Origin of the sequence: Williamsia sp. Leaf354 (genome assembly GCF_001424365.1) — a bacterium.
GTDB lineage: Bacteria > Actinomycetota > Actinomycetes > Mycobacteriales > Mycobacteriaceae > Williamsia_A.
In genome coordinates, this window is sequence record NZ_LMPL01000003.1 from 1 (window position 1) to 24,921 (window position 24,921).

At 69.3% G+C, this 24,921-nt stretch carries 21 protein-coding genes; 2 read left to right on the plus strand and 19 right to left on the minus strand.

Going from position 1 to position 24,921, the window contains the following annotated elements:
• Positions 1-359 precede the first annotated feature (359 nt).
• The 18 genes from tyrS to infC all read right to left on the minus strand — a co-directional run bounded on the left by tyrS (position 360) and on the right by infC (position 20,300).
• On the minus strand, positions 360-1,631 hold the full coding sequence (tyrS, locus tag ASG12_RS11575; RefSeq protein WP_443089090.1) for a tyrosine--tRNA ligase: 1,272 nt from the start codon (positions 1,629-1,631) through the stop codon (positions 360-362).
• Positions 1,628-2,314: a DNA-3-methyladenine glycosylase gene (locus ASG12_RS11580; RefSeq protein WP_082501995.1), complete on the minus strand. Its 687-nt coding sequence runs from the start codon at positions 2,312-2,314 to the stop codon at positions 1,628-1,630. The genes tyrS and ASG12_RS11580 overlap by 4 nt, the downstream gene beginning before the upstream one ends.
• Positions 2,315-2,335: 21 nt before the next feature.
• Positions 2,336-2,557 carry a Trm112 family protein gene (locus ASG12_RS11585; RefSeq protein WP_055790706.1) on the minus strand — a complete coding sequence of 74 codons (222 nt, stop codon included), beginning with the start codon at positions 2,555-2,557 and terminating at the stop codon, positions 2,336-2,338.
• A gap of 103 nt (positions 2,558-2,660) precedes the next feature.
• Positions 2,661-5,654 carry an AMP-binding protein gene (locus tag ASG12_RS11590; RefSeq protein ID WP_082501922.1) on the minus strand — a complete coding sequence of 998 codons (2,994 nt, stop codon included), beginning with the start codon at positions 5,652-5,654 and terminating at the stop codon, positions 2,661-2,663.
• 42 nt (positions 5,655-5,696) lie between these two features.
• Positions 5,697-7,145: an argininosuccinate lyase gene (gene argH, locus ASG12_RS11595; protein WP_055790712.1), complete on the minus strand. Its 1,449-nt coding sequence runs from the start codon at positions 7,143-7,145 to the stop codon at positions 5,697-5,699.
• Positions 7,146-7,153: 8 nt separating this feature from the next.
• Positions 7,154-8,371 carry an argininosuccinate synthase gene (locus tag ASG12_RS11600; protein ID WP_045822997.1) on the minus strand — a complete coding sequence of 406 codons (1,218 nt, stop codon included), beginning with the start codon at positions 8,369-8,371 and terminating at the stop codon, positions 7,154-7,156.
• A 70-nt stretch (positions 8,372-8,441) separates the two neighbouring features.
• Positions 8,442-8,939 carry an arginine repressor gene (locus tag ASG12_RS11605; RefSeq protein WP_082501923.1) on the minus strand — a complete coding sequence of 166 codons (498 nt, stop codon included), beginning with the start codon at positions 8,937-8,939 and terminating at the stop codon, positions 8,442-8,444.
• Positions 8,936-9,859: an ornithine carbamoyltransferase gene (argF, locus tag ASG12_RS11610; RefSeq protein ID WP_055789651.1), complete on the minus strand. Its 924-nt coding sequence runs from the start codon at positions 9,857-9,859 to the stop codon at positions 8,936-8,938. The genes ASG12_RS11605 and argF overlap by 4 nt, the downstream gene beginning before the upstream one ends.
• Complete coding sequence (locus tag ASG12_RS11615; protein ID WP_055789654.1) at positions 9,859-11,061, minus strand: acetylornithine transaminase; 1,203 nt, start codon at positions 11,059-11,061, stop codon at positions 9,859-9,861. Before ASG12_RS11615 ends, argF begins: the two co-directional genes overlap by 1 nt.
• Complete coding sequence (argB, locus tag ASG12_RS11620) at positions 11,058-12,005, minus strand: acetylglutamate kinase (RefSeq protein WP_055789656.1); 948 nt, start codon at positions 12,003-12,005, stop codon at positions 11,058-11,060. The genes ASG12_RS11615 and argB overlap by 4 nt, the downstream gene beginning before the upstream one ends.
• Entirely contained in the window at positions 12,002-13,210 is a 1,209-nt protein-coding gene (gene argJ, locus ASG12_RS11625; protein WP_055790717.1) for a bifunctional glutamate N-acetyltransferase/amino-acid acetyltransferase ArgJ, read from the minus strand. The genes argB and argJ overlap by 4 nt, the downstream gene beginning before the upstream one ends.
• Before the next feature lie 47 nt (positions 13,211-13,257).
• Entirely contained in the window at positions 13,258-14,295 is a 1,038-nt protein-coding gene (gene argC / locus ASG12_RS11630) for an N-acetyl-gamma-glutamyl-phosphate reductase (protein ID WP_055790720.1), read from the minus strand.
• A gap of 72 nt (positions 14,296-14,367) precedes the next feature.
• The gene (pheT, locus tag ASG12_RS11635; protein ID WP_055789658.1) at positions 14,368-16,866 is read right to left on the minus strand and encodes a phenylalanine--tRNA ligase subunit beta; all 2,499 of its coding nucleotides are present in this window, start codon (positions 16,864-16,866) and stop codon (positions 14,368-14,370) included.
• A gap of 51 nt (positions 16,867-16,917) precedes the next feature.
• Positions 16,918-17,961: a phenylalanine--tRNA ligase subunit alpha gene (pheS, locus tag ASG12_RS11640; protein WP_055789660.1), complete on the minus strand. Its 1,044-nt coding sequence runs from the start codon at positions 17,959-17,961 to the stop codon at positions 16,918-16,920.
• 139 nt (positions 17,962-18,100) lie between these two features.
• Positions 18,101-18,907 (minus strand): TrmH family RNA methyltransferase, encoded by an 807-nt coding sequence (locus ASG12_RS11645; RefSeq protein WP_055789663.1) that lies wholly within the window; start codon positions 18,905-18,907, stop codon positions 18,101-18,103.
• Between the two features lie 50 nt (positions 18,908-18,957).
• Positions 18,958-19,338, minus strand: a complete 381-nt coding sequence (gene rplT, locus ASG12_RS11650) for a 50S ribosomal protein L20 (RefSeq protein WP_045823004.1) — start codon at positions 19,336-19,338, stop codon at positions 18,958-18,960.
• 68 nt (positions 19,339-19,406) lie between these two features.
• The gene (rpmI, locus tag ASG12_RS11655) at positions 19,407-19,601 is read right to left on the minus strand and encodes a 50S ribosomal protein L35 (protein WP_045823005.1); all 195 of its coding nucleotides are present in this window, start codon (positions 19,599-19,601) and stop codon (positions 19,407-19,409) included.
• Between the two features lie 54 nt (positions 19,602-19,655).
• Positions 19,656-20,300, minus strand: coding sequence for a translation initiation factor IF-3 (gene infC, locus ASG12_RS11660; protein WP_055790722.1), 645 nt, complete (start codon positions 20,298-20,300; stop codon positions 19,656-19,658).
• 281 nt (positions 20,301-20,581) lie between these two features.
• Between infC and ASG12_RS11665 the strand changes: the two genes are divergently transcribed.
• Positions 20,582-20,965: a DUF1844 domain-containing protein gene (locus ASG12_RS11665; protein ID WP_045823006.1), complete on the plus strand. Its 384-nt coding sequence runs from the start codon at positions 20,582-20,584 to the stop codon at positions 20,963-20,965.
• 17 nt (positions 20,966-20,982) lie between these two features.
• Here the strand turns inward: ASG12_RS11665 and uvrA are convergent, their stop codons facing one another.
• The gene (gene uvrA / locus ASG12_RS11670) at positions 20,983-23,976 is read right to left on the minus strand and encodes an excinuclease ABC subunit UvrA (protein WP_082501924.1); all 2,994 of its coding nucleotides are present in this window, start codon (positions 23,974-23,976) and stop codon (positions 20,983-20,985) included.
• Between the two features lie 211 nt (positions 23,977-24,187).
• Here uvrA and ASG12_RS11675 point away from each other — a divergent pair, with 211 nt between their 5' ends.
• Positions 24,188-24,871 (plus strand): MBL fold metallo-hydrolase, encoded by a 684-nt coding sequence (locus tag ASG12_RS11675; protein WP_055789666.1) that lies wholly within the window; start codon positions 24,188-24,190, stop codon positions 24,869-24,871.
• Positions 24,872-24,921: the final 50 nt, after the last annotated feature.

Here is a 24,921-nt window from a genome sequence, read left to right on the forward strand (position 1 = left end):
CAGCAGAGAAAAAATCCCAACCAAAAAAACAACTGACAACCACCCCCAAAAGGGCGGCATCAAAAAACAGTGCCGGACTCAAAACCGACACCACAAAAATGGCATAAACAATCCATCAACACACTATCGAGTTCTCAAAGAACACACACCCACGGTCTGATCCTGTGAAGAACCAGGCTCCGTGAGCCCCCGTCAGAGCGCGTTGTTTCCCAACGATCTCTGACATGGGATTTGCACCCCAAGCGCGGAAGTTCCTCCGGAAACTCTCTCCGGTTTGTTTCCCCCGCTCTGCGGTGCGATATGAAAGTTACACAGGCGCGAACGCAGCGTCAAATCGCCTGGTCAGAGGCACGCCAACGTTAACGGAAGCGCGCTCCGGCGACGTTGCGCTTCCCGCGGCGCACCACGAGCCATCCGCCGGCCAGGAGATCCGCCGACGTCCCCACCCAGTCCGGGTCGGCGATCTTGCTGTTGTTCACGTAGGCCCCGCCCTCGGCGATCGTGCGACGAGCTGCCTTGTTGCCGTCACTGAGGCCGGTCGCGACCAACAGCTCGACGATCGTGGGTTCGTCGGCGGACGTGTAGTCGGCGACCACGGTCTCCGACAGTGCGGCGCCGAGCGTTGCCTCGTCGAGGTCGTCGAGCTCGGCACGACCGAACAGGGCCTGGCTCGCGGTCTGCACCGCACGAGTGGCCTCGTCACCATGGACCAGGGTCGTCATCTCGGCGGCCAGCGTCTTCTGCGCCGAGCGCAGGTGCGGGGTCTCGGTGGTGGCGGTCTCGAGGGCGTCGATCTCGTCCCTGCTCAGGAAGGTGAACCACCGCAGGTATCGGATGACGTCGGAGTCGGCGGTGTTCACGAAGTACTGGTACCAGGCGTAGGGGCTGGTCATCTCCGGGTCCAGCCACAGGCTCCCTCCCCCGGTGGACTTGCCGAACTTCGTGCCGTCGGCCGCCGTGACCAGCGGGACCGTGATCGCGTGGAGTGCTGCCCCGTCGACGCGGCGTCCGAGGTCGACTCCCCCGACGATGTTGCCCCACTGGTCGGAGCCGCCGATCTGCAACGAGCAGCCGTACCGACGGTGCAGTTGGACGAAGTCGTTGGCCTGCAGCAGCAGGTAGCTGAACTCGGTGTAGCTGATCCCGTCACCGTCGAGGCGCCGCTTGATGGTGTCGCGCGCCAGCATGACGTTCACCGAGAAGTATTTGCCGATGTCACGCAGGAAGTCGACGGCCGACAGCTCACCGGTCCAGTCGAGGTTGTTGGCGACGATCGCGCCGGTCTCGGTGTCGTCGATCGTGACGAACCTCTGCAGCTGTGCGTCGATGCGCTGGGCCCAGTCACGCACCGTGTCGGTGGTCTGCATCGTCCGCTCGCCGACATCTCGCGGATCGCCGATCATGCCGGTCGCTCCCCCGGCCATCACTATGGGCCGGTGGCCGGCGAGCTGGAAGCGACGCAGCGTCAACAGCGGCACGAGGTGCCCGGCGTGCAGGCTCGGCCCGGTGGGGTCGAACCCCGCGTACAGGGTCAGCACCCCCGCCGACACCGCCTCGCGCAGCTGGTCGATGTCGGTGGACTGCGCGATCAGGCCGCGCCACTGCAGCTCGTCGATGATGTCGGTGCTCACCAGTCCGATCCTTCCGCATCGATCGAGCCCGCGGCCAACCGACGTCGCCGGACCGCCGCCGAACCCGACCGGAAAGCCGAGACCGCCGGTGACCCGGTGATCCAGAACCGCCACGGTCGGCCGGTCGCGATGGTGATCCCGACCCTCGGCCCGCACATGACCGCGTCGTCGTCGAGCTGGGCGCCGCGCTGCAGACGCAGCGGGCTCGTCGGGGAACACAGATCGAGACCGTTGTCGGCGAGGTCCGCTGCGACAGCCGCGCCCAGATTTCCCGGCCCCATGGCGAGGCGATGCGCACTCACCCCCGACGAGCGTGTCCGTGACCTGCGACGTACGACCGAGTCCTCTCCCTCGAGCACCTCGGCGGCGCGGAGAAGCACTGCGGCACCCTCGCCGTCTGCCTCGGCCGAGACGTTGAGACAGAGATGGATGCCGTAGGAGCGGTAGACATAGAGCCGGCCGGCCCGACCGAACATCACACGGTTGCGTGGCGTCGGCCCACCGAAGCCGTGTGCCGCCGGATCGGGGTGACGTCCCGTCGCCGGACCGCCATAGGCCTCCACCTCGACGATCCGGAGTCGCACCGGATCCATGCCGGGTTCGCCGGGCGCGACGAAGTCACATCCCAGGATCCGGCGGGCGACGGTGACCGGGTCGACGGACAGTTCGTCGACCGTCAACAGCGCATCGGACACCGCGGGTGATCAGCCGCCGGATCGGGTGATCAATGCGTCGTGCTCGGCGTCGTCGACCGACCGGGCCTCGGGGATGAGCAGCACGGGGATGCCGTCGTCGATGCGATAGACCTGGCGCAGGCGAGGGTTGTAGAGCACCTCGTCGGTTCCGCCGCTCCCCTCGATGTAGAGCAGTTCACCGTGGTCCTGCGGGCAGACGAGTCTCTCGCGCAGGAAGGCATCGAGCGGCATGTCTGCTCCTCGGATCGGTGTCGGCACCTCGGCGCCGACGGATCCCACCAGTCTACGAACGCGCTCCGGGTCGCCCTGCGACCGCCTCAGGCGGTCGATCAGTTCAGGACGTGCGGGCCGCGTTCGGGGCGACGGTGTCGGCCGACGCCATCTCCCATTCCTTCTCCGCGAGAACCGTGCGGGTGAGACGGCGATAGCGGCCGGTGTCGTCGCGATACCAGACCCGCGCACTCGGTTTCGGCAGCCCCTGGGCGCGGAACGACCCCGGCAGCGGCCGGTAGGAGTGGCTGACCGGGATGTCGTCGACCGCCCACACGATGTGCGGACGCTCGGCGGCGGACAGGCCGGCCAGGGCCACACGCAGCGACGACACCGTCAGCGCGTGGGTCGTTCGGCGAGGTGAGACCACCGCCACCGCCAGCTGCGACCCCGGGATGCCCACCGGGTACACGACGACCTGGTCGACATCGGGGTGTCGGGACAGCGCGGTGATGATCGGCTGCGGGTACACCGGTCCCTCGGCCGACTTGATCACGCTGTGGACGCCGGCCACCAGCCAATGGTCGCCGTCGACGTCGCGGCGGACGAGTTGACCGGAGGTCTCCCATCGATCGTGACGACCGAAGACGTCGCGCAGCACTGTGGCCCCGGTCTCGTTGCGCTGCCGGGTCTGCGCCAACAGCAGTCCGACCTCGTCGACGTGCGCCTCGCGCACGAAACCGCGCGGGTCGAGGAGGAACCGTTCCTCCACCACGTCCCAGGCGGCGACGCGAACCCGATTGGTCTCCGGCAGGGGCCGCCCCACCGATCCGACCTTGCCGCCGGAGATGTTGGCGAGGATCGCCGCTCCGTCGGCAGTTGCGTAGAACTCGATGACACCGGCGTCGGGGAACCGTTCCACCACGTCGTCCCACAGCCCCGCGGGCATGCCCGACCCGATGAACAACCGGATCGGGTTGTGGTCGGTGATGGCCAGGTCGGTGTCACGGACGATGTCGCGCATCATCGTCCAGGTGTACGAGACGACGGTGATGCCGTACCGGTAGACCTCGCGCGCGAAACTCTCCGGTCCGATCCCCGACGACAGCGCGATGCGCGAGCCGCCGACGACGGTCGCGCCCAGGGTGGTCAGCAGTCCCGATGCGTGGTGCAGCGGGGTGAGGCAGTAGACGGTGTCGTTGTCGGTGAGCGAGGCCGCCGACGCCGCACCGAACGCCGACATCGCCCAGCGGTGGTTGCTGATCGGCCACTTCTGCAGGGCTCCGTCGGCCCCGGTGAACAGGATGAACGCCAGGTCGCTCGCGAGTCCGGGGTCGCTGCGGTACCACGAGGGCACCTCGACCCGGTCGGGGTCGATCTGCTCCATGTCGATGACCTTGTCGCCGTCGGCCTGCGGGATGGCGCGGGCGTCGCCACCACCGAGGACGAGGACACGTTCGGCGTGCGGCACGCACTCGTCGAGGCTCACCGGGTCGGCGACGACCACGAGCACGTCGGCGAGACGCAGCATCGTCGCCAGATCCGACGACGGGGGCAGTGGGACGACGACGGCGCCGAGCCGCGACAGCGCCGCGATGGCCACCAACGCGCTGGGGCGGGTCTCCATCATGACGCCGACGTGTTCGCCGGGTCGCACACCGCACTGGATGAGTCCGCGCACGACGTTGTCGATGCGGGTGTTCACCTCGGTGTGGCTCAGGACGCGATCCTCGAAGAGGAACAGCTCGCGCCGCCCGGCCCGCTCGGCGTTCTCACTCATCAACTTGCCCAACGAGATCCGCGTACCGGGCTGTATCTGACCGAGCCGCATGAGACGGGGAAGCGTACGCACCGACTCCCGCAGCACCGCCTGGGAGGTCCGCCGGAACGATCCTGCGGCGGCGACCATCTCTCGGCTCACGCCGGCACCCGCGTCGGCGACCGCACCGATGCCGTGGGTGACCCGCGAGGCGAGGCTGACTCCGGATCCGGTGTTCTGCTGCGGGGTCTCCGCCATCGGCGCGATGGCCTCGGGCATGTCGCCGTTGCCCTCGTGCCACTGGATCCACCGGGCGGTGGTGGGCCAGCTCTGCGCCCCCGACACCGATCCGACGACGAGCCCGAAATGCCCGACGGGCAGCATTGTCTCGTAGACCTCGGCCCGCGGGGCGGCCCGCTTGATGCCCCGGACCGCGGCCGGCTGACCGATGTCATCGGCGCCGCCGACGAAAGCCAGGACCGGGCAGGTGATCTCGGCCAGCGTGACGAGGTGGTCGCGGATCACGAACCCGCCCGACACCATCCGGTTGTGCACCACGAACTGACGCAGCAGTTCGGCGATCGCCGGACCCGACCAGGCGACCCACCCGTCGGCCTCGAGGAAACGACGCTGGTCCTCCCGCGGCAGCAGTGCGTCGCGGTCGTGGAGCTGCCGGAGGAAGTCGATACGGCTGCGTGCGGCCTTCACCGGATCGAGCAGCTGGAAACCGGTGCGCGCCAACCATCCCGGGATGTTGAGGCGGTTGAAGACGTTGTCGGCGAAGACCTCCGCGAGCGGGGCCATGATGTTGGCGGGCAGGCCCAACGGGAGTGCGGCCAGCACGTCGACCGGGCTGCCGAAGGTGGTGAGGCTCGCGATCTGCTGCGACCGCCGATAGGCGGCGGCCTGGTAGGCGAACATCCCGCCCTGGCTGTACCCCACGAGGTGGACGTCGCGCCCGGTCTCCTCGTGCATGAGGTCGATGATCTGGTCGATGGCCACGATGTGGTCGGCCAGGGTGCGCTCCATGCCCCCGGCCTCCTGGTCGGGGGACCCGAAGTCCACGACCCAGGGATCGATGCCCTGGCCGTGCAGGATCGACACCGCACCGTTGTGCGGGGTGACGTCGTAGACGTTGGCCGACACCATCATCGGTGGGATCAACAGGACCGGCGGACCACCGTTGAGGTCGTCGGGGAAGTAGCGCCGCAGCCGGTACATCGGCGCGGTCTCCTCGACCCGGAACGCGGTGGGTCGGGTGCCGGTGTCGAGCCCACCCATGCGGATGACCTCGAGACCGTTCTGGGCGGTCGCGACGACCCGGTCCAGCGCGCGTCCGACGTTCGGGATGCCGACCACCCTGGCTACCTCCTGGTCGATGGATCCGTGATCGGTGTCACTCTACTCACGATCCTGCGACGCCTGATCCCACCCGCGCAGAGCAGCGATCCGGTCGGCGACCCGCGCGCGTTGTTCGGCGACGCGGACGCCCGCGGTACCGCCGCGCGCCGACCGCGATCCGATGGACCCCTCCACCGTGAGGACCGATCGCACGGCGGGTGTCAGGTCACCCGAGATCGCGGCGAAGTCGGCGTCGTCGAGTTCGTCGAGGCCTATCCCCCGCGATTCCGCGGCGCGCACACAGGCGCCCGCCACCTCGTGGGCGACCCGGAACGGCACGCCCTGGCGCACCATCCACTCGGCGATGTCGGTGGCGAGGGTGAACCCGGCCGGCGCGAGGTCGGCCATGCGCCGAGGGTGGAACTCGAGGGTGGCCACCATCCCGGCCATCGCCGGCAGCAGCAGGTCGAGCTGGGCGACCGAGTCGAAGACCGGCTCCTTGTCCTCCTGCAGGTCACGGTTGTAGGCCAGGGGTTGCGCCTTGAGCGTCGCGAGGAGTCCGGTGAGGTTGCCGATGAGGCGTCCGCTCTTGCCGCGCGCGAGTTCGGCGACGTCGGGGTTCTTCTTCTGCGGCATGATCGAGCTGCCGGTCGACCACGCGTCGGACAGCGTCGCGTAGCCGAATTCCGATGTGGTCCACAGGATCACGTCCTCGGCGAGGCGCGAGAGGTCGACGCCGATCATGGCCAGCACGAAGGCCGCCTCGGCGGCGAAGTCCCGCGACGCGGTGGCGTCGATCGAGTTCTCCGCGGCGCTGTCGAACCCGAGATCGGCGGCGATGGCGTCGGGGTCGAGGCCCAGCGACGACCCCGCCAGCGCGCCGGAGCCGTACGGCGACACCGCGACACGACGGTCGAGGTCGACGAGTCGGTCGACATCACGCAGCAGTGGATGCGCATGGGCGAGCAGGTGATGGGCGAGCAGGACCGGTTGCGCGGCCTGCAGATGCGTCTTGCCCGGCACCGCGACGTCGGGGTACCGCTGGGCCTGTTCGACGAGCGCGGCGGCGACATCGAGGACGCCCCCGGCGACGCGTCGGATGGCATCTCGCAGCCACATCCGGAACAGCGTGGCGACCTGATCGTTGCGCGAGCGTCCCGCCCGGAGGCGGCCACCGACCTCGGGTCCGACCCGCTCGATGAGTCCTCGCTCGAGGGCGCCGTGGACGTCCTCGTCGGACTCGTCCGGCGCGAACGCACCGCTCGCGACGTCCTCCCCGAGTCGGTGGAGCCCGTCGAGCATGGCCGACAGGTCCGCGTCGGACAGCAGCCCGGCACCGCGGAGCACGCGGGCGTGCGCCGCCGACGCCTTCACGTCGTAGGGCGCCAGCGCCCAGTCGAAGTGCGTCGACTTGCTGAGGGCGGCCATCGCCTCGGCAGGTCCCGACGCGAAGCGACCGCCCCACAGCGCGCCGGTGTTGGTCCCGTGCCGGTCGGCTCCCGAGGTCATCGGCGCCGTCACTGCCCCTGCGGTGCGACGTCGCCGCGGTCGCGACGGGCGGCGATCTTCGACGACAGGCCGTGCAGCTGCACGAACCCCTTGGCCGAGGACTGGTCGAAGGTGTCGCCCGCGTCGTAGGTGGCGAGGTTGAAGTCGTACAGCGACTCCGGGCTGCGCCGGCCGTTGATCACCACGGTGCCCGCGTGCAGCACCAACCGGATGTCGCCGGTGACGTGCTCCTGGGTCTGGGCGACGAAGGCGTCGAGTGCGCTCTTGAGCGGCGAGTACCAGAGGCCGTCGTAGACCAGCTCGGCCCACTTCTGGTCGGTGCGGCGCTTGTAGCGTCCGAGCTCGCGCTCGAGGGTGACGTGTTCGAGTTCCTCGTGGGCGCGGATGAGGACCATCGCACCCGGCGCCTCGTACACCTCACGGCTCTTGATGCCCACGAGCCGGTCCTCGACGACGTCGAGGCGCCCGACGCCCTGCTTGCCCGCGCGGGTGTTGAGTTCCTGGATGGCCTCGAGCACCGACACCGGGCGACCGTCGATCGCGATCGGGCGGCCCTTGTCGAAGCTGATGACGAGCTCGTCGGGTGCGGAGAAGTTGACCGTGGGGTCGTCGGTGTAGTCGTAGACGTCCTTGGTGGGGGCGTTCCACAGGTCCTCGAGGAAGCCGGTCTCGACGGCGCGTCCCCACACGTTCTGGTCGATGGAGAAGGGCGACTTCTTCGTGACGTTGATGGGGATCGCGTTCTCCTCGGCGAAGGCGATCGCCTTCTCGCGGGTCCACGCGTAGTCCCGCACGGGTGCGAGCACCTCGAGTTCGGGTGCGAGGGTGTTGAAGCCGACCTCAAAACGGACCTGGTCGTTGCCCTTGCCGGTGCACCCGTGGGCGACCACCGTGCCGCCGTGCGAGCGTGCGTTCTCCACGAGGTGCTTGACGATGAGCGGTCGGCTGATGGCCGAGAGCAGCGGGTAGCGGTCCATGTAGAGCGCGTTGTTCTGCACCGTGGGGAGGCAGTACTCCTCGGCGAACTCGTCGCGTGCGTCGACGACGACGGCCTCGACGGCGCCGCAGTCGATGGCGCGCTGCCGGATGGCCTCCATGTCCTCGCCGCCCTGCCCGAGATCGATCGCGACCGCGACCACCTCCTTGCCGGTCTCGCGACCGATCCAGCTGATGGCGACAGAGGTGTCCAGTCCTCCGGAGTAGGCGAGAATGACGCGTTCAGTCATGAGTTCTGGGGCTCCCTGGTTGTCGTGTGTCGGGCGAGGTCGGTTCCGGCCGGGCCGGGATCGGATGTGGTCATGCGAGGCCCTCGATCATGCGGGCGAGGTCGGCGCCGCTGGTGCCGTCGCGGGCGACAACGAAGATGGTGTCATCACCGGCGACGGTGCCCACCACCTGAGCCAGGCTGGCCCGGTCGATGGCGCTGGCGAGATAATGCGCGGCACCCGGCGGTGTCCGCAGGACGGCCATGTTGCCGCTGTGATCGGTCGAGACCAGCAGGTCGGCGAGCAGACGCGAGAGTCGGTCGGTCCCCCCGGACACCCCGCGGACCGGGGACCCGTCCTCGGGCACCACGTAGACGCCGGCGCCACCGTCGGCGGCACGCAGTTTGACCGCGCCGAGTTCGTCGAGATCGCGGGACAGCGTCGCCTGGGTGGCGTCGATGCCGGCCTGCGCGAGCAGCGTCTGCAACTCGACCTGGCTGCGAACCGGCGTGGCGGAGAGGATGTGGACGATCTCGGCCAGCCGTCCCGCGCGGGTCGGCGACGGCCGCCCCAGCGGTGCGGCGCTCACGAGTGCTCCAACAACCAGATCAGCAGCGCCTTCTGCGCGTGCAAGCGGTTCTCGGCCTCGTCGAAGACCACGCTGCGCGGTCCGTCGATGACCTCGGCGGTGATCTCCTCGCCCCGGTGCGCGGGCAGGCAGTGCATCACCATGACGTCGTCGGCGGCCCCGGCGAGCAGGGCATCGTTCACCTGGTAGGGCCGGAACGGCGCGACGCGGTCGAGTCCGTCGCCCTCGTCGCCCATCGACGTCCAGGTGTCGGTGACGACGATGTCGGCACCGGCGACCGCGGCGTGCGGGTCGCCCTCCACGCGGGCGGTCGCGCCGGTCTGTGCGGCGCGGGCGGCGACGGCGTCGAGAACCCACGGGGCGGGACGGAACTGCTCGGGCGAGGAGACCGTCACGTTCATACCCGCCGTCACCCCGCCGAGCAGCAGCGAGTGCGCCATGTTGTTCGCGCCGTCGCCGAGGTAGGTCATCGACAGGCCCGCCGCGGTGCCCTTGCGCTCGATGATCGTCTGCAGGTCGGCGAGCACCTGACACGGGTGGAACTCGGTCGACAGGGCGTTGACGACGGGGACCGTCGCGGTCGAGGCCATCGCCTCGAGCCGCTCCTGCCCGAAGGTGCGCCACACGATCGCACGCACGAAACGCGAGAGGACCCGGCCGGTGTCCTCGAGGGTCTCGTCGCGACCCATCTGACTGGACTTGCCGTCGACGATCACCGCGTGGCCGCCGAGTTGGGCGATGCCGACCTCGAAGGAGAAGCGGGTGCGGGTGGAGTTCTTGTCGAAGATGACCCCCACTCCGTGCGGCCCCTCGAGCGGTCGGTGCGCGAAGGGGTCGCGCTTGACCTCGGCCGCGAGGGCGAGCACCTCGGCCTGTTCGGCCGGGGTGAGGTCGTCGTCGCGCAGGAAGTGTCGGACCATCAGGCCGCTCCGGAGTTCGTGTGGGCCGCCGCGTCGCGGGCGGCGTCGAGGATGTCGGGCAGTACAGAGACGAAGCCGTTCGCCTGGTCATCGGTGAGGATGAGCGGCGGCGCCAACCGCAACACGTCCGCGGCCGGGGCGTTGATGAGGAAACCGGCCGCGCGAGCCGCCCGTTCCACATGCGCCGCAACGGGTTCGGTGAGCACGACACCCAGCAGGAGACCGGCGCCCCGTACATGCGACACCAGCGGGTGGCCGAGGTCCTCGATGCCCGTGGCGAGCGTCTTACCGACCGCCGCGACGTGGTCGAGGAGCCCCGCGGCGTCGATCTCGCCGATCACCGCCAGCGCGGCCGCCGCGCACACCGGGTTGCCCCCGAACGTCGTGCCGTGCTGGCCGGGTGAGAGCAGGTCGGCCGCGGCGCCGGTCGCGAGGCAGGCGCCGATGGGCAGGCCGCCGCCCAGGCCCTTGGCCAGTGTGATGACGTCGGGAACGATGCCGACGGCCTGGTGGGCGTAGAACGTGCCGGTGCGCCCGATGCCGGTCTGCACCTCGTCGAGGACGAGCAGTGCACCCCGTTCGGCGGTGATCCGACGGGCCGCGGCCAGATAGTCGGCGGGTGGGACCACCACGCCGGCCTCGCCCTGGATGGGTTCGAGGAACACCGCGGCCGTGTTCTCGTCGACGGCGGCGTCGAGGGCGTCGATGTCGCCGTAGGGAACGTGGGACACCCCCGCGGGCATCGGTTCGAACGGCGCACGCTTGGCCGGTTGTCCGGTGAGCGCGAGGGCGCCCATGGTGCGGCCGTGGAAACCGTTCTCGGCGGCCACGATGTGCGGCCGGCCGGTGCGGCGGGCGATCTTGAACGCCGCCTCGTTCGCCTCGGCTCCGGAGTTGCAGAAGAACGCACGGCCGGGCACCCCCAGCCGGGCGAGCAACGTCTCGGCGAGCGCGACGACGGGTTCGCTGACGTAGAGGTTGGAGACGTGTCCGAGGGTGCCGAGTTGCCGTGTGACGGCGTCGATCACGGCCGGGTGCGCGTGCCCGAGCGCGTTGACCGCGATGCCGCCGAGAAGGTCGAGGTACTCGGCGCCGTCGACGTCGGTGACGACCGCGCCGCGTCCGCTGCGCAGGGCCACCGCGGGGGTGCCGTAGTTGTCCATCAGCGCGTGGGACCACCGTTGCTGCATGGGTGCGGTCATGAGGTCACCTCTTTCGTGTGGGTTGTGGCGCTGTCGGTGGGGTTCGCGGCCGTCGGGACGACCATGGTCCCGATGCCCTCGCCGGTGAACAGTTCCAGGAGCATCGAGTGCGCGACGCGGCCGTCGATCACGTGGGCGCGCGGAACGCCGCCGGTGACCGCGCGCAGGCAGGCCTCCATCTTCGGGATCATCCCCGAGTCGAGCTGCGGTAGAAGCGCTTCGAGGGTGTCGACGTCGATGCTCGAGGTGAGCGATCCGCGGTCGGGCCAGTCGGTGTAGAGCCCCTCGACGTCGGTCAACATCACCAGCTTCTCGGCGCCGAGAGCCTCCGCAAGCGCGGCGGCGGCGGTGTCGGCGTTGATGTTGTGGACCACGCCATCGATGTCGGGGGCGATGGTCGACACCACCGGGATCCGACCGGCCGCGATGAGGTCGGTGACGGCGCGGGGGTCGACGGTGGTCACGTCGCCGACGAGACCGATGTCGGTGGCCACGCCGTCGACGAGCGCGGTACGACGGGTGGCGGTGAACAGATGGGCGTCCTCACCGGTGATGCCGACCGCGTAGGGACCGTGCGCGTTGATCAGTCCGACGAGCTCTCGACCGACCCGACCGAACAGCACCATGCGCACGACGTCCATCACCTCGGGGGTGGTGACGCGGTAGCCGCCCCGGAACTCGCCGGTGAGGCCGAGTCGGGTGAGCATCGCCGAGATCTGCGGTCCGCCGCCGTGGACGACGACGGGGTGGATCCCGCAGGTGCGCAGGAACACCATGTCCTGGGCGAACGCGGCCTTGAGGTCCTCGTCGACCATCGCGTTGCCGCCGTACTTGACCACGATGACCTTGCCCGCGAAACGCTGCAGCCACGGCAACGCCTCGGTGAGGACGTGCGTCTTGGCCAACGGACTGAGATCGCCCGCGACGGATCCGACGGTGGTCATGAGGAGTACGCCGAGTTCTCTTCGACGTAGCCGTGGGAGAGGTCGGTGGTCCGGATCGTGGCCCGACCCGACCCGACCGCGAGGTCGACGGTCACCACGATGTCGGCGCCGGAGAGATCGACGTCGCGTGCACCGGCGACACCACATCCGTTGCGGGACACGACGTGACCGTTGAAGTCGATGGTGATCGCGTCGGGGTCGAGCTCGACCGGCGCCATCCCGACCGCGGCCAGGACACGTCCCCAGTTCGGGTCGGATCCGAACAACGCCGTCTTCACCAGACTGTCGCGGGCGACCGTCCTCGCGACGGTGACCGCATCGTCGTCGCTGTGCGCTCCGGTCACGGTGACCAGGATCCGTTTGGTGGCGCCCTCGGCGTCGGCCATGAGCTGCTCGGCGAGGTCATCGCACGCGGCGAACACCGCGGCGGCGAACTCGTCTGCGTCGGGCTCGATGTCGCTCGCACCCGAACTCAACAGCAGCACGGTGTCGTTCGTGGAGCACGAACCGTCGACGTCGAGGCGGTCGAACGTCCGGGCGGTGGCGGCACGGAGCGCTGAATCCAGCGCTGCGGCATCGACCTTCGCATCGGTGGTGATGACCACGAGCATCGTCGCCAACGACGGTGCGAGCATGCCCGCACCCTTCGCCATCCCGCCGACGTTCCAGCCGGCGGCATGGTGCACGGCCACCTGCTTGGGCACGGTGTCGGTGGTCATGATCGCGTGGGCGGCGTCGGTGCCGCCGGACAGTCCGCCGGCCATGTCACGCACGATCGCGGTGACGCCGGGCAGCAGCTTGTCCATCGGAAGGCGATCGCCGATCAGGCCGGTCGAGCAGACCGCGACCTCGATCGCCCCGGTCTCGGTGCCCCAGTTGCTCAATGCCGAGGCGACGGCCTCGGCGGTGGCGTGGGTGTCACCGAATCCGTCCGGGCCGGTGCAGGCGTTCGCGCCACCGGAGTTGAGCACCACGGCACGCAGCCGCCCGGTGGTCAGCACCTGCTGCGACCACTGCACGGGCGCCGCCTTCACCTTGTTGCGGGTGAAGACGCCGGCAGCCGCGTAGTCGGGGCCCTCGTTGAACACGAGCGCGAGATCGGGTCGGCCCGACGCCTTGATCCCGGCCGCCATGCCCGCCGCGCGGAAGCCCAGCGGCGCGGTGACGCCCTGATCGCGGACCACCGATCCGTCGAGAGTGTCGATCCCGTTCTGCGCAGAGACCCTGTCACTCACGGCGTCCAACCCATCACTCACGGGGCCACCCCCACTGTCGAGAGTCCCTCGTTCTCGGCGAAACCCATGGCCAGGTTCATCGACTGCACGGCCGCTCCCCCGGTTCCCTTGGTCAGGTTGTCGATTGCGCCGACGACGACGAGCGTCTGCGCCCGTTCGTCGACCGACACCGACAGCGCCACCGAGTTCGATCCGATCACCGAACCGGTGGTGGGCAGACGATCGTCGGGCAGCAGGTGCACGAAAGGCTCGTCGCCGTACGCCTTCTCGTAGATCGCGCGGACCTCGTCGGCGGTCGCCGAGGTCCGCGCGGTGCAGGTGGCGAGGATGCCACGCGCCATCGGGACGAGCACCGGGGTGAACGACACCGACACCGGCTCGCCCGCCGCGGCCGACAGCGCCTGCGCGATCTCGGGGTTGTGCCGATGGGCGCCGGCGACGCCGTAGGCCCGAGCCGATCCGATGACCTCCGAGGCGAGCAGGTCGATGCGCGTCGAGCGGCCGGCACCGGAGGTCCCGCTCACCGCGACGACCGTCACGGCCGACTCGACGACACGCGCGGTCACGGCGGGCAGCAGCGACAGGATGGACACGGTCGGGTAGCACCCGGGCACGGCGATGCGCGTGGCGCCGGACAGCACGTCGCGGTTCCCGGGGATCTCGGGGAGCCCGTACGGCCATGTGCCGGCGTGGGGGGTCCCGTAGAACCGGGTCCACTCCTGCGCGTCGGACAGCCGGAAGTCGGCGCCGCAGTCGATCACGAGAGTCGACGGTGGCAGCGCATCGGCGATGGGTCCCGACGTGCCGTGCGGCAGCGCGAGGAAGACGACGTCGTGGCCGGCGAGCACCTCGGCGGTGGTGTCGGCGAGCACGCGGTCGGCGAGGGGGAACAGGTGGGGCTGATGCGCACCGAGCGGTGTTCCCGCGTTCCCTCCCGCGGTCAGCGCGCCGATGGTGACCTCACCGGACGCCACACGGGGGTGACCGAGCAGCAGGCGCAGGATCTCGCCTCCGGCGTACCCACTCGCACCCGCCACGGCAATCGACATCGACATGTGACTCATTATGCAGAACGTTGCAAGTTAATTCATCACCGGGGTCGGGCGTCGCCGATCACCGCGACGACGTCAGCGCAGACGGGCGCCGACCACCTCGCCCGCGTGCGCGACCGCGGCGTCGCGGGCGCCCGAGGCGTCGTCCTCGGTCAGCGTCCGGTCGGCGGCGCGGAAACGCAGGGCGAACGTCAACGATTTCGAACCCTCGCCGACCTGCGATCCCGTGAACACGTCGTAGAGCCGGATGTCCTCGAGCAGTGCACCCGCACCCGCCACCAGCGCGCGTTCGACGTCGGCGGCGGCGACCCCGGCGTCGACCACCACGGCGACGTCCTGCAACACCGCGGGGAACAGCGACAGCTGCGGCGCGGGCAGCACCGAGGACAGCGGTAGGAGATCCAGTTCGAGCTCGACGGCACAGGTTCGGGGCGGCAGGCCGGCACGGTCGATGACGGCGGGGTGCAGCTCACCGGCCCACCCGACGTCGATCGATCCGCCCGCACCATCGTCGGCGACCACCCGGGCACAGCGCCCGGGGTGCCACGGCACGTGCTCTGCGGCCACCATGCTCAGCTCCACGCCCGAGGCCCGTCCGATCACACGCGCGGCGTCGAAGGCATCCGACGCCTCGACCGGGCGTCCCGGACCCCACGGTCCCGCGGGCTCACGCGCGCCGGTGAGGACCACCGCGGCGCGCAGGGGCTGACGCGGCAGCGACCCCATCAGCTCGGCGATCTCGTCCGCCGTGGGTCGGCGGGTGACGTCGACGGTGGCGACGGGGTGGATGTTCTCGTCGGCGATCATCACCTGCCCGATCGTGTACAGGGCGACGTCGCGCTGTCCGCGGGCGAGGTTGCGGACGGCCATCTCGACGAGGCCGGGCAGCAGCGTCGTGTTCAACTCGCTGCGCGCGGACTCCAGCGGGTTGAGCACCCGCACCGTCGCGCGTCGGGGGTCGTCGCCGTCGATGCCCCAGAGGTCGAGGACGCCGGCGGGCATGAACGGGAACGGCAGCACCTCGACGAACCCCGACATGGCCAGCGCGCGACCGACACTGCGTCGGCGGATCTGCTCCCGGGTCAGGCCGGTCCCCGCCGGAGCACTGGGCGGTACCGCGGGGATGTTCTCCAGCCCCTCCAGTCGCAGCACCTCCTCGACCAGGTCGGCCGACTGCCGCAGATCCGAACGCCACGACGGCGGCACGACCTGCAGGGTGCCGTCGGCGCCCTCGCTCACGACACAACCGACCTGCTCGAGCCGGCGCACGGTGGTCCCCGGTGCGTAGGTGATCCCCGCGACGCGGTCGGGGAGGTCCGGGGCGATGGTCACCGTTGCCGGCGGCGTCTCGACCGCGACGTCGGTGTGGCCGGGATCGGCGCGGCCGCCGGCGATCTCGACGATGAGATCGGTCGCCCGGGCCAGTGCGAGCGCGGTGATCTGCGGGTCCACCGTGCGCTCGAATCGCTTGCCGGCCTCGCTGGACAGCCGGTGACGTCGCCCGGTCCGGAACGCCGACACCGCATCGAAGTTCGCCGCCTCGAGGATGACATCGACGGTGTCAGTAGAGATCTCGCTCTCGGCACCACCCATCACCCCGGCCAGGGCGATCGGCGCGCGGTCGTCGGCGATGACGACGTCATCGGGGTCGAGGGTGCGCTCCGCCCCGTCGAGGGTGGTGAGCGTCTCCCCCGGGCTCGCGCGGCGCACCACGATCGTGCCGGTCACGTGCGCGGCATCGAACGCGTGCAACGGTTGTCCGAGTTCGAGCATCACGTAGTTCGTCACGTCGACCGCAGCCGAGATCGGCCGCACGCCCGCGACCAGCAGTCGCTTCTGGATCCACCACGGCGACACCGCCGTCGGATCGACTCCGCGGATGACCTGCGCGCAGTAGCGGGTGGCGGACGAGGCAGGATCGATGCGGACCGGCCACGCATCGACCGACGACCCACCGTCGGCGGCGCGCGCCTCGGTACCCGCGGGATCGACGTAGGGCAGGTCGAAGCTCGCGGCGAGTTCCCGCGCCAGTCCGCGCACCGAGAACGCGTAGCCACGGTCGGGCGTCACGTTCACGTCGATCGCGGTGTCGTCGAGGCCGAGGGCGGTGAGCGCGTCGGTTCCGGGGTCCGCGGTACCCGGGGCGAGCACGAGGATGCCCGAGTGGTCGGTGCCTATGCCCAGCTCCGACACCGAGCAGATCATGCCGTCGGAGGTGTGCCCGTAGGTCTTGCGCGCGGCGATGGCGAAGTCGCCGGGCAGCACGCTGCCGGGAAGGGCGGCCACGATCAGATCACCCTCGGCGAAGTTCCGGGCGCCGCAGACGATCCCACGAGGGGCGTCCTCGCCGACGTCGACCTGACAGAACCGGATGGGCTTCTTGAACTCGGTGAGCTCGGTGATCTGCGCGACCCGCCCGATCACCAGCGGTCCGGTGATGGTCGGGAAGTCCTCGACATCCTCGATCTCGAAGCCGACGCGTACGAAGCCGGCATCGATCTCGGCGGTCGACGCCGCGAAGTCGGCGGCGCCACGCTGCAGTGATTCGGTCAACCAGGACTGGGGAACGCGCACGGTGGCTCAACTACTTTCGAGATCGAGGTCGGGAACGGCCGTGGGCCGAGGTCAGATCGCGGGGCCGAACGGCAGGGTGAAGCGGACGTCGCCCTCGACCATGTCGCGCATGTCGGGGAGGTCGTTGCGGAACTGCAGGGTGCGCTCGAGGCCCATACCGAACGCGTATCCCGAGTAGATGTCCGGGTCGATCCCGGCCGCGCGCAACACATTCGGGTTGACCATGCCGCAGCCGCCCCACTCCACCCATCCGGGCCCGCCCTTCTTGGCCGGGAACCACACGTCGACCTCTGCCGACGGTTCGGTGAAGGGGAAGAAGTTCGGGCGCATGCGGGTCGTGGTGTCGGGACCGAAGATCGCCTTCGCGAGGATCTCGAGGGTGCCGCGCAGGTTGGCCATGGTGAGGCCCCTGTCGACGGCGAGCCCCTCCACCTGGTGGAACACCGGTGTGTGTGTGGAGTCGAGCTCGTCGGTGCGGAACGTCCGCCCCGGACAGGCGACATAGATGGGCACCTCGCGCGTCAGCATCGACCGCACCTGGACCGGCGAGGTGTGCGTACGCAACACCTGCCGGGAACCCTCGGGCGCGATGTAGAAGGTGTCCTGCATGGAGCGCGCGGGGTGGTCGGGCAGGAAGTTGAGCGCATCGAAGTTGAACTGTTCGGTCTCCACCTCCGGCCCCTCGGCGATCTCCCACCCCATCGCGACGAAGACGTCGGCGACCTGCTCGGCGATCACCGTGATGGGGTGTCGCGCGCCGACCGGCCGCCGGGCACTCGGCAGCGTCACGTCGATGGCCTCCTCGGCGAGGACCGCCGCGTCGCGTTCGGCGGTCAGCACGACGACACGCTCGTCGTAGGCCTGCTGCGCCCGACCGCGGACCACGTTCACACGCTTGCCCGCCTCTGCCCGCTCGGTCTTCGGCAGGTCGCCGAGAGCGCGCCGTGCGAGGGCGATCGCGGACCGGTCACCGAGGTGGTCGGTCTTCGCCTGGGCGAGCTGGGTCAGATCGCCCGCGGCCGCGAACGCGGCGACGGCCGCATCGACTGCCGCGTCCAACGATTCCTCGGTGGCTCCTGACGTTTCGGTGGTCACGACGAACCCAGCTCCTCTTCGTGTCGATGGTGGTCGATCTGATCTCGTGCCGGTCTCGCCGTCGAGCGTATCGGATCCCCCGACCGCCCCACGCAGCGGTTACCGAGCAAAATCGCAGGTCACACGCGCCTCGCGACGATCAGCGGTTGCTCGCGCGCGCGCTCGAGTAGAGACAGACGGCGGCGGCCGCCGCGATGTTCAGGCTCTCGGCGCGACCACGGATCGGTATCGACACCCGATGATCGGCCGCGGTGAGCAGATCGTTCGGCAATCCGTGCGCCTCGTTGCCGAACAGCCACGCCACCCCGGAGGCCAGGACGGCGTCGGCGTCGTCGAGGGACAGCTCGCCGTCGGCCGCGGTGGCCAGCACGGCGATCCCCGCGGCGCGGAGGGCGTCGACGATCGCCTGCGGGTCCTGCGCACGCGCGACCGGTATGTGGAACACACTGCCGGCGCTCGCACGCACGGCCTTGCCGTTGTGGGGGTCGACCGAGGACGACCCGACGAGGAGCACACCCGCACACCCCATGGCGTCGGCGGTGCGGATGAGAGTGCCGGCGTTGCCCGGGTCGGAGATGTCCACACCCACGGCGACCGTCGCGGTCGGGCCGGCGCGGTCGATGATGTCGGCCGGCGAGGCGTCGAGCAGATCGCAGATCGCGAACAGGCCGGGGGTCGTGGAGGTCTCGGCGAGCTTGTCGGCGGCCCGCGCGGTGACCAGGAGGATCTCGATCCCCGCCGTGCGCGCCATGTCGAGGACGTCGGCGTGGCGGAACTCCTCGTCGACGCGCACGAGGACGGTGCGCGCGACACCGACGTCGAGAGCCGACCGCACCGCATTCGTCCCCTCGATCAGGAACTCAGCGCGGTCGCGACGCTCGCTCGCGCGATGCAGCTTGGCAAACGAGACGACCCGCGTGGAGCGCTCGGTGAGTGCTGCGTCCACTGCGGGTCGTGTCGTCAGGGGTCGAGATGCGTCAGGCGACGGATCGTCGATCAGGCTGCCGGGGCGTTGACGTCGTCGGGCAGCGCCTTCTTGGCGATGGCCACCAGACCGGCGAACGCCTCGGGGTCGCTGACGGCGATCTCGGCGAGGATCTTGCGATCCACCTCGAGCTCCGCGATCTTCAGACCCTGGATGAAGCGGTTGTAGGTGATGTCGTTCGCGCGGGCCGCGGCGTTGATCCGCGAGATCCACAGCTTGCGGAACTCACCCTTGCGCGCACGGCGGTCGCGGTAGGCGTAGGTGAGGGAGTGCAGCTGCTGCTCTTTGGCCTTGCGGTAGAGCCGCGAACGCTGGCCGCGGTAACCCTTGGATGCCTCCAGGGTTGTCCGACGCTTCTTCTGGGCGTTGACCGCCCTTTTCACGCGTGCCACGTGGAATACCTCTTACTGTGTCGAGACCGCGCTCGGCGATCGATGAAACGGATGTGTGAGCGCGTCGCTCAGATGTTCAGGAGCCGCTTGATGCGGGGCGCGTCGCTGTCGGCGACCACGGCGGTGCCGTCCAGGCGACGGGTGCGCTTGGTGGGCTTGTGCTCCATCAGGTGGCGACGGTTCGCCCGCTGACGCGTGATCTTGCCGCTGCCGGTCACCTTGAATCGCTTCGCGGTTCCCTTGTGCGTCTTTGCCTTCGGCATGTTCTTCCTCGTCTGTGTAGATGTGTGCGCCGGTCGTCGGCGCGCCCGGCGGGTCTATGCGCCGGATGCGTCGGTGTCCGACGGTCCTGTCTCGCGGACCTGGGTCACCTTGGCGCGGGTCTTGGCTCCCTTGTGCGGGGCCAGGACCATGGTCATGTTGCGGCCGTCCTGCTTGGCCGACGTCTCCACGAAACCGAAGTCGCTGACATCGGCGCCGAGACGCTGCAGCAGGCGGTAGCCGAGTTCGGGTCGCGACTGCTCACGCCCGCGGAACATGATGGTCACCTTGACCTTCGAACCGGCCTCGAGGAAGCGGACCACATGGCCCTTCTTCGTCTCGTAGTCGTGATCGTCGATCTTCGGCCGGAGCTTCTGCTCCTTGATGACCGTCATCTGCTGGTTACGGCGCGACTCGCGCTGCTTCTGCGCGGCCTCGTACTTGAACTTGCCGTAATCCATGATCTTGCACACCGGCGGGCGGGCGTTGGGCGCCACCTCCACCAGGTCCAGATCGGCCTCGAGGGCCAGTCGCAAGGCGTCTTCAACACGCACGATGCCCACCTGCTCCGAATTGGGCCCGACGAGTCGGACCTCCGGTACGCGGATGCGCTCGTTGATGCGGGTCTCTGTGCTGATGGGGCCTCCTCGGTGAAAACAATGGGTGCCGCGGACGGACCGCGGGTCGTGCGCCGGATGCAGGCGGAACACCCCTGACTCAACGAAAAGGCCCCGCCGATGACGACATCGGTGGGGCCCGCAGTTGACCGGTCCGCACCTGCGGATGAGCGTTGCCGCTCACGCACGTGCCACCTCCAACAGGAGGTATCCGATTCCTATTCCCGACGTGTGCACCGGGAACGGTGTGCGGATGACCGGACCGGGCAACGGTCCGCGGAGACGGACGTCGATCGGTGGGAGCGGGACTCCACTTGCAAACCCCAGCTCACGCCGGGGTGGTCTGACATGGAAGTCTAACAGTCATGCCGGAAAACTCACATTCCGCCGACCTCGGGGCCGACGGGTCCCCCGAGCCCGGTGACCTGCCCGTGCGCGATCTGGCCGATGTCCCCGCGGTGGAGGTCATCACCAAGTCGATCGTGATGCTGATGAGTGCGGCCGCCGAGAAACTCGGACTGGCCGACGATCCGTCGGCGCAGGCGTCAGTCGATCTCGACGAGGCCCGCAAGCTCATCACCGCGCTGGCCGGCCTGGTCACCGCATCGATCTCCGACCTCGGTCTGCACGCCGCACCGATCCGCGACGGACTCAAGAGCCTGCAACTGGCGTTCCGTGAGGCCAGCAGCATTCCCGACGAGCCGGGCGCGGGTCCCGGCGAGAAGCTGACCGGGCCCGTCCGCGGCTGAACCACCCGCGCCGTGGGTCAGCCGACCGAGGCGCGGGCCCGCGACCCGTTGGCGGCCTTCTTCTTCGTCGGGGCGGGCTTCGTGGCGGCGGCCGCGGACTTCTTCGCGGGCGCCTTCTTCCGGGCCGACGCCCGCGCGCCGGCTGGTGCGGCCTGGGCGTCGACGATCTCGCGCAGGAATCCACCGGTGTGGCTCTCCGGCACCGCGGCGATCTGTTCGGGGGTGCCCTCGGCCACCACGACACCGCCACCCGAGCCGCCCTCGGGGCCCATGTCGATGACCCAGTCGGCCGTCTTGATCACGTCGAGGTTGTGTTCGATGACGATCACCGAGTTGCCCTTGTCGACCAGACCGTTGATGACGGCGAGCAGCTTGCGGATGTCCTCGAAATGCAGACCGGTGGTCGGCTCGTCGAGCACGTAGACGGTGCGCCCGGTCGAGCGCTTCTGCAGCTCCGCGGAGAGTTTGACGCGCTGCGCCTCGCCTCCGGACAGGGTCGGTGCCGGCTGTCCGAGCCGGACGTAGCCCAGTCCGACCTCGACGAGTGTCTTGAGGAACCGGTGGATGGAGGTGACGGGCTCGAAGAACTCGGCCGCCTCCTCGATCGGCATGTCGAGCACCTCGGAGATCGTCTTGCCCTTGTAGTGCACCTCGAGGGTCTCGCGGTTGTAGCGCGCCCCGTGGCAGACCTCGCACGGCACGTACACGTCGGGCAGGAAGTTCATCTCGATCTTGATGGTGCCCTCACCGGTGCACGCCTCACACCGACCGCCCTTCACGTTGAAGCTGAAGCGACCCGGCTGATATCCGCGGACCTTCGCCTCGGTGGTGGCGGCGAACAGCGTGCGGATCTTGTCGAAGACACCGGTGTAGGTGGCGGGGTTCGATCGCGGGGTGCGGCCGATCGGCGACTGGTCGACCTGCACCAACTTGTCGAGTTGGTCGAGACCGGTGATGCGGGTGTGCCGACCGGGCACCTGACGGGCGCCGTTGAGCTTGTTGGCCATGGTGGTGGCGAGGATGTCGTTGACCAGTGTCGACTTCCCCGAACCGGAGACACCGGTGACCGCGGTCAACACCCCGAGCGGGAAGCTGACGTCGATGCCCCGGAGGTTGTGTTCCCGCGCGCCGACCACGGTCAGCTGCCGCTTGCGGTCGACCGGTCGCCGGATCTCCGGGATGTCGATGTGCTCGCGGCCCGACAGGTATGCGCCGGTGAGGGATTCGCGGTTGGCGAGCAGACCCTCGTAGCTCCCGCTGTGGACCACGTTGCCGCCGTGTTCACCCGCGCGCGGGCCGATGTCGACGATCCAGTCGGCCATCCGGATCGTGTCCTCGTCGTGCTCGACCACGATGAGGGTGTTGCCGAGGTCGCGCAGACGGGTGAGGGTCTCGATGAGCCTGCGGTTGTCGCGCTGGTGCAGTCCGATCGACGGTTCGTCGAGCACGTAGAGGACACCCGCCAGCCCGGACCCGATCTGCGTCGCGAGCCGGATACGTTGCGCCTCACCGCCGGACAGCGATCCGGCCGCGCGTGACAGCGACAGGTACTCGAGGCCGACGTCGAGGAGGAACGTGATGCGTGCCTGCACCTCCTTGAGCACCCGGCCGGCGATGGCCTGCTCCCGGGCACCGAGGGTGAGGTCGGAGAGGTAGTCGGCGCAGTCGCCCACCGACAGGGCGCACACGTCGGCGATCGACTTCTCGCCGAACCGTGGGTGGTCGAGGGTGACGGCGAGGATTTCCGGGCGTAGACGGGCGCCGGAGCACACCGGACACGGGATGTCGCGCATGTACCCCTCGTAGCGGTCCTTCATCTGCTCGGACTCGGTCTGCTCCATCCTGCGGTGCAGGAACTTCATCACACCCTCGAACTCGGTGTAGTACGAGCGGGTGCGACCGTAGCGGTTGCGGAACTTGACGTGGACCTGGTGGTCGCTGCCGTTGAGGATCGCGCGACGAGCTTTGACGGGCAGTCGATTCCACGGGGTGTGGATGTCGAAGCCCATCTCGTCGGCGAGTCCGGAGAGCAGCCGCAGGAAGTAGTCGGCGTTGTGTCCGGTCGACCACGGTGCGATCGCGCCGTCGGCGAGGGTGGTCTCCGGGTCGGGGACGACGAGTTCCTCGTCGACCTCCTTGCGGATACCGAGGCCGTCGCAGTCCGGGCAGGCGCCGTAGGGCGAGTTGAACGAGAACGAGCGCGGCTCGAGGTCGTCGATGGCGATGGGGTGCCCGTTGGGGCAGGCCATCCGCTCGGAGAAGCGGCGTTCGCGGTCGGGATCGTCCTCGTCGAGATCGACGAAGTCGAGCACGATCACGCCGTCGGCGAGACGCAACGCGGTCTCGACGGAGTCGGTGAGCCGTTGCTTCGCCGACGACTTCACCGCGAGACGGTCGACGACCACCTCGATGTCGTGCTTCTCCTGCTTCTTGAGGGTGGGCGGGCTGGTGAGGGGGTGCACGACACCGTCGATGCGCGCGCGGGAGAAGCCCTGCGTCTGCAGCGAGGCGAACAGGTCGACGAACTCGCCCTTACGGGTGCGCACCACGGGGGCGAGCACCTGGAACCGGATCCCCTCCTCCATCGCGAGGACCTGGTCGACGATCTGCTGCGGTGTCTGCTTGGCGATCGCGGCGCCGCACTCGGGGCAGTGCGCCTTGCCGGCGCGGGCGTAGAGCAGTCGGAGGTAGTCGTAGACCTCGGTGATGGTGCCGACGGTCGACCGCGGGTTGCGGTTGGTGGACTTCTGGTCGATCGAGACCGCGGGCGAGAGGCCCTCGATGAAGTCGACGTCGGGCTTGTCCATCTGGCCCAGGAACTGGCGGGCGTACGCCGACAGCGACTCGACGTAGCGCCTCTGTCCCTCGGCGAAGATGGTGTCGAAGGCGAGGCTCGACTTCCCCGACCCCGACAGGCCGGTGAAGACGATCAGGCTCTCCCGCGGCAGGTCGACGTCGATTCCTCGCAGGTTGTGTTCCCGGGCTCCTCGAACGATCAGACGATCTGCCACAGCTGTCCTCTACTCTGCGTCGGATCCGACGCTCGTCGCGTGCACACTGGTCGCCCGGTCGGTCGACACCATCGGTCGACACCGTCGGTTCGGGCCGATCCCGGCCAGACCGAGCACACCTCCATCGTAGGGGCGAGCACCGACACGACCGATCCGGGAGACCGCCGGCGGGCGCCTCCGTGGTCCGGATCACCGGTTGTAGCGTGAGTCCATGACCGCTCCCGACATGACCGTGTCCGACGACTACACCGGCGATCTGTCCGAGACCTCCGGGGCACAGCGCCGCACCACACCGACCGCGACCATCACCAAACTGTCGGTCGGTCCGATGGACAACAACGCCTATGTGGTCACCTGCCGCGAGACCGGCGACCGCCTGCTGATCGACGCGGCCAACGACCCCGATCGCATCCTCGCGTTGCTCGAGACGCTGCCCGGGACGCTCACCGCGATCCTCACGACCCACCAGCACTTCGATCACTGGCAGGGTCTCGCACAGGTGCGGGAGTCGACCGGTGCGCCCACGCTCGCCGGACGCATCGACGCCCCCGAGATCCCCGTCGACACCGAGCGGTTGATCGACGACGGCGACGTGATCGAGGTCGGGAACCTGCGTCTGACGGCCATCCATCTCGTCGGCCACACACCGGGATCGATCGCGCTGGCGCTGCACGCCGGAGACCGCACACACCTGTTCACCGGCGACAGCCTGTTCCCCGGCGGCGTGGGAAAGACCTGGCAGGAGGGCGATTTCGAGATCCTGCTCGGGGAGGTGACCACCAAACTGTTCGACCGTTACGACGACGAGACCTCCGTCTACCCCGGTCACGGTCTGGACACGACCTTGGGCACAGAACGGCCCCACCTGGGCGAATGGCGCGAGCGCGGATGGTGAGCACGCCCGGGCGCCCCCCGCCGGTCCTCGGCGCCCGGTAACCTCGACAC

Bases quoted from the DNA above. Each gene is read 5' to 3' on its own strand.
- ASG12_RS11585 (WP_055790706.1), bottom strand. From the start codon at position 2,557: ATGCCGCTCGATGCCTTCCTGCGCGAGAGACTCGTCTGCCCGCAGGAC.
- argH (WP_055790712.1), bottom strand. From the start codon at position 7,145: ATGACCTCGGGAGCCGACCGGCACGGGACCAACACCGGCGCGCTGTGG.
- ASG12_RS11600 (WP_045822997.1), bottom strand. From the start codon at position 8,371: ATGACTGAACGCGTCATTCTCGCCTACTCCGGAGGACTGGACACCTCT.
- argF (WP_055789651.1), bottom strand. From the start codon at position 9,859: ATGGTCCGACACTTCCTGCGCGACGACGACCTCACCCCGGCCGAACAG.
- ASG12_RS11615 (WP_055789654.1), bottom strand. From the start codon at position 11,061: ATGACCGCACCCATGCAGCAACGGTGGTCCCACGCGCTGATGGACAAC.
- argB (WP_055789656.1), bottom strand. From the start codon at position 12,005: ATGACCACCGTCGGATCCGTCGCGGGCGATCTCAGTCCGTTGGCCAAG.
- argC (WP_055790720.1), bottom strand. From the start codon at position 14,295: ATGTCGATGTCGATTGCCGTGGCGGGTGCGAGTGGGTACGCCGGAGGC.
- rpmI (WP_045823005.1), bottom strand. From the start codon at position 19,601: ATGCCGAAGGCAAAGACGCACAAGGGAACCGCGAAGCGATTCAAGGTG.
- ASG12_RS11665 (WP_045823006.1), top strand. From the start codon at position 20,582: ATGCCGGAAAACTCACATTCCGCCGACCTCGGGGCCGACGGGTCCCCC.
- ASG12_RS11675 (WP_055789666.1), top strand. From the start codon at position 24,188: ATGACCGCTCCCGACATGACCGTGTCCGACGACTACACCGGCGATCTG.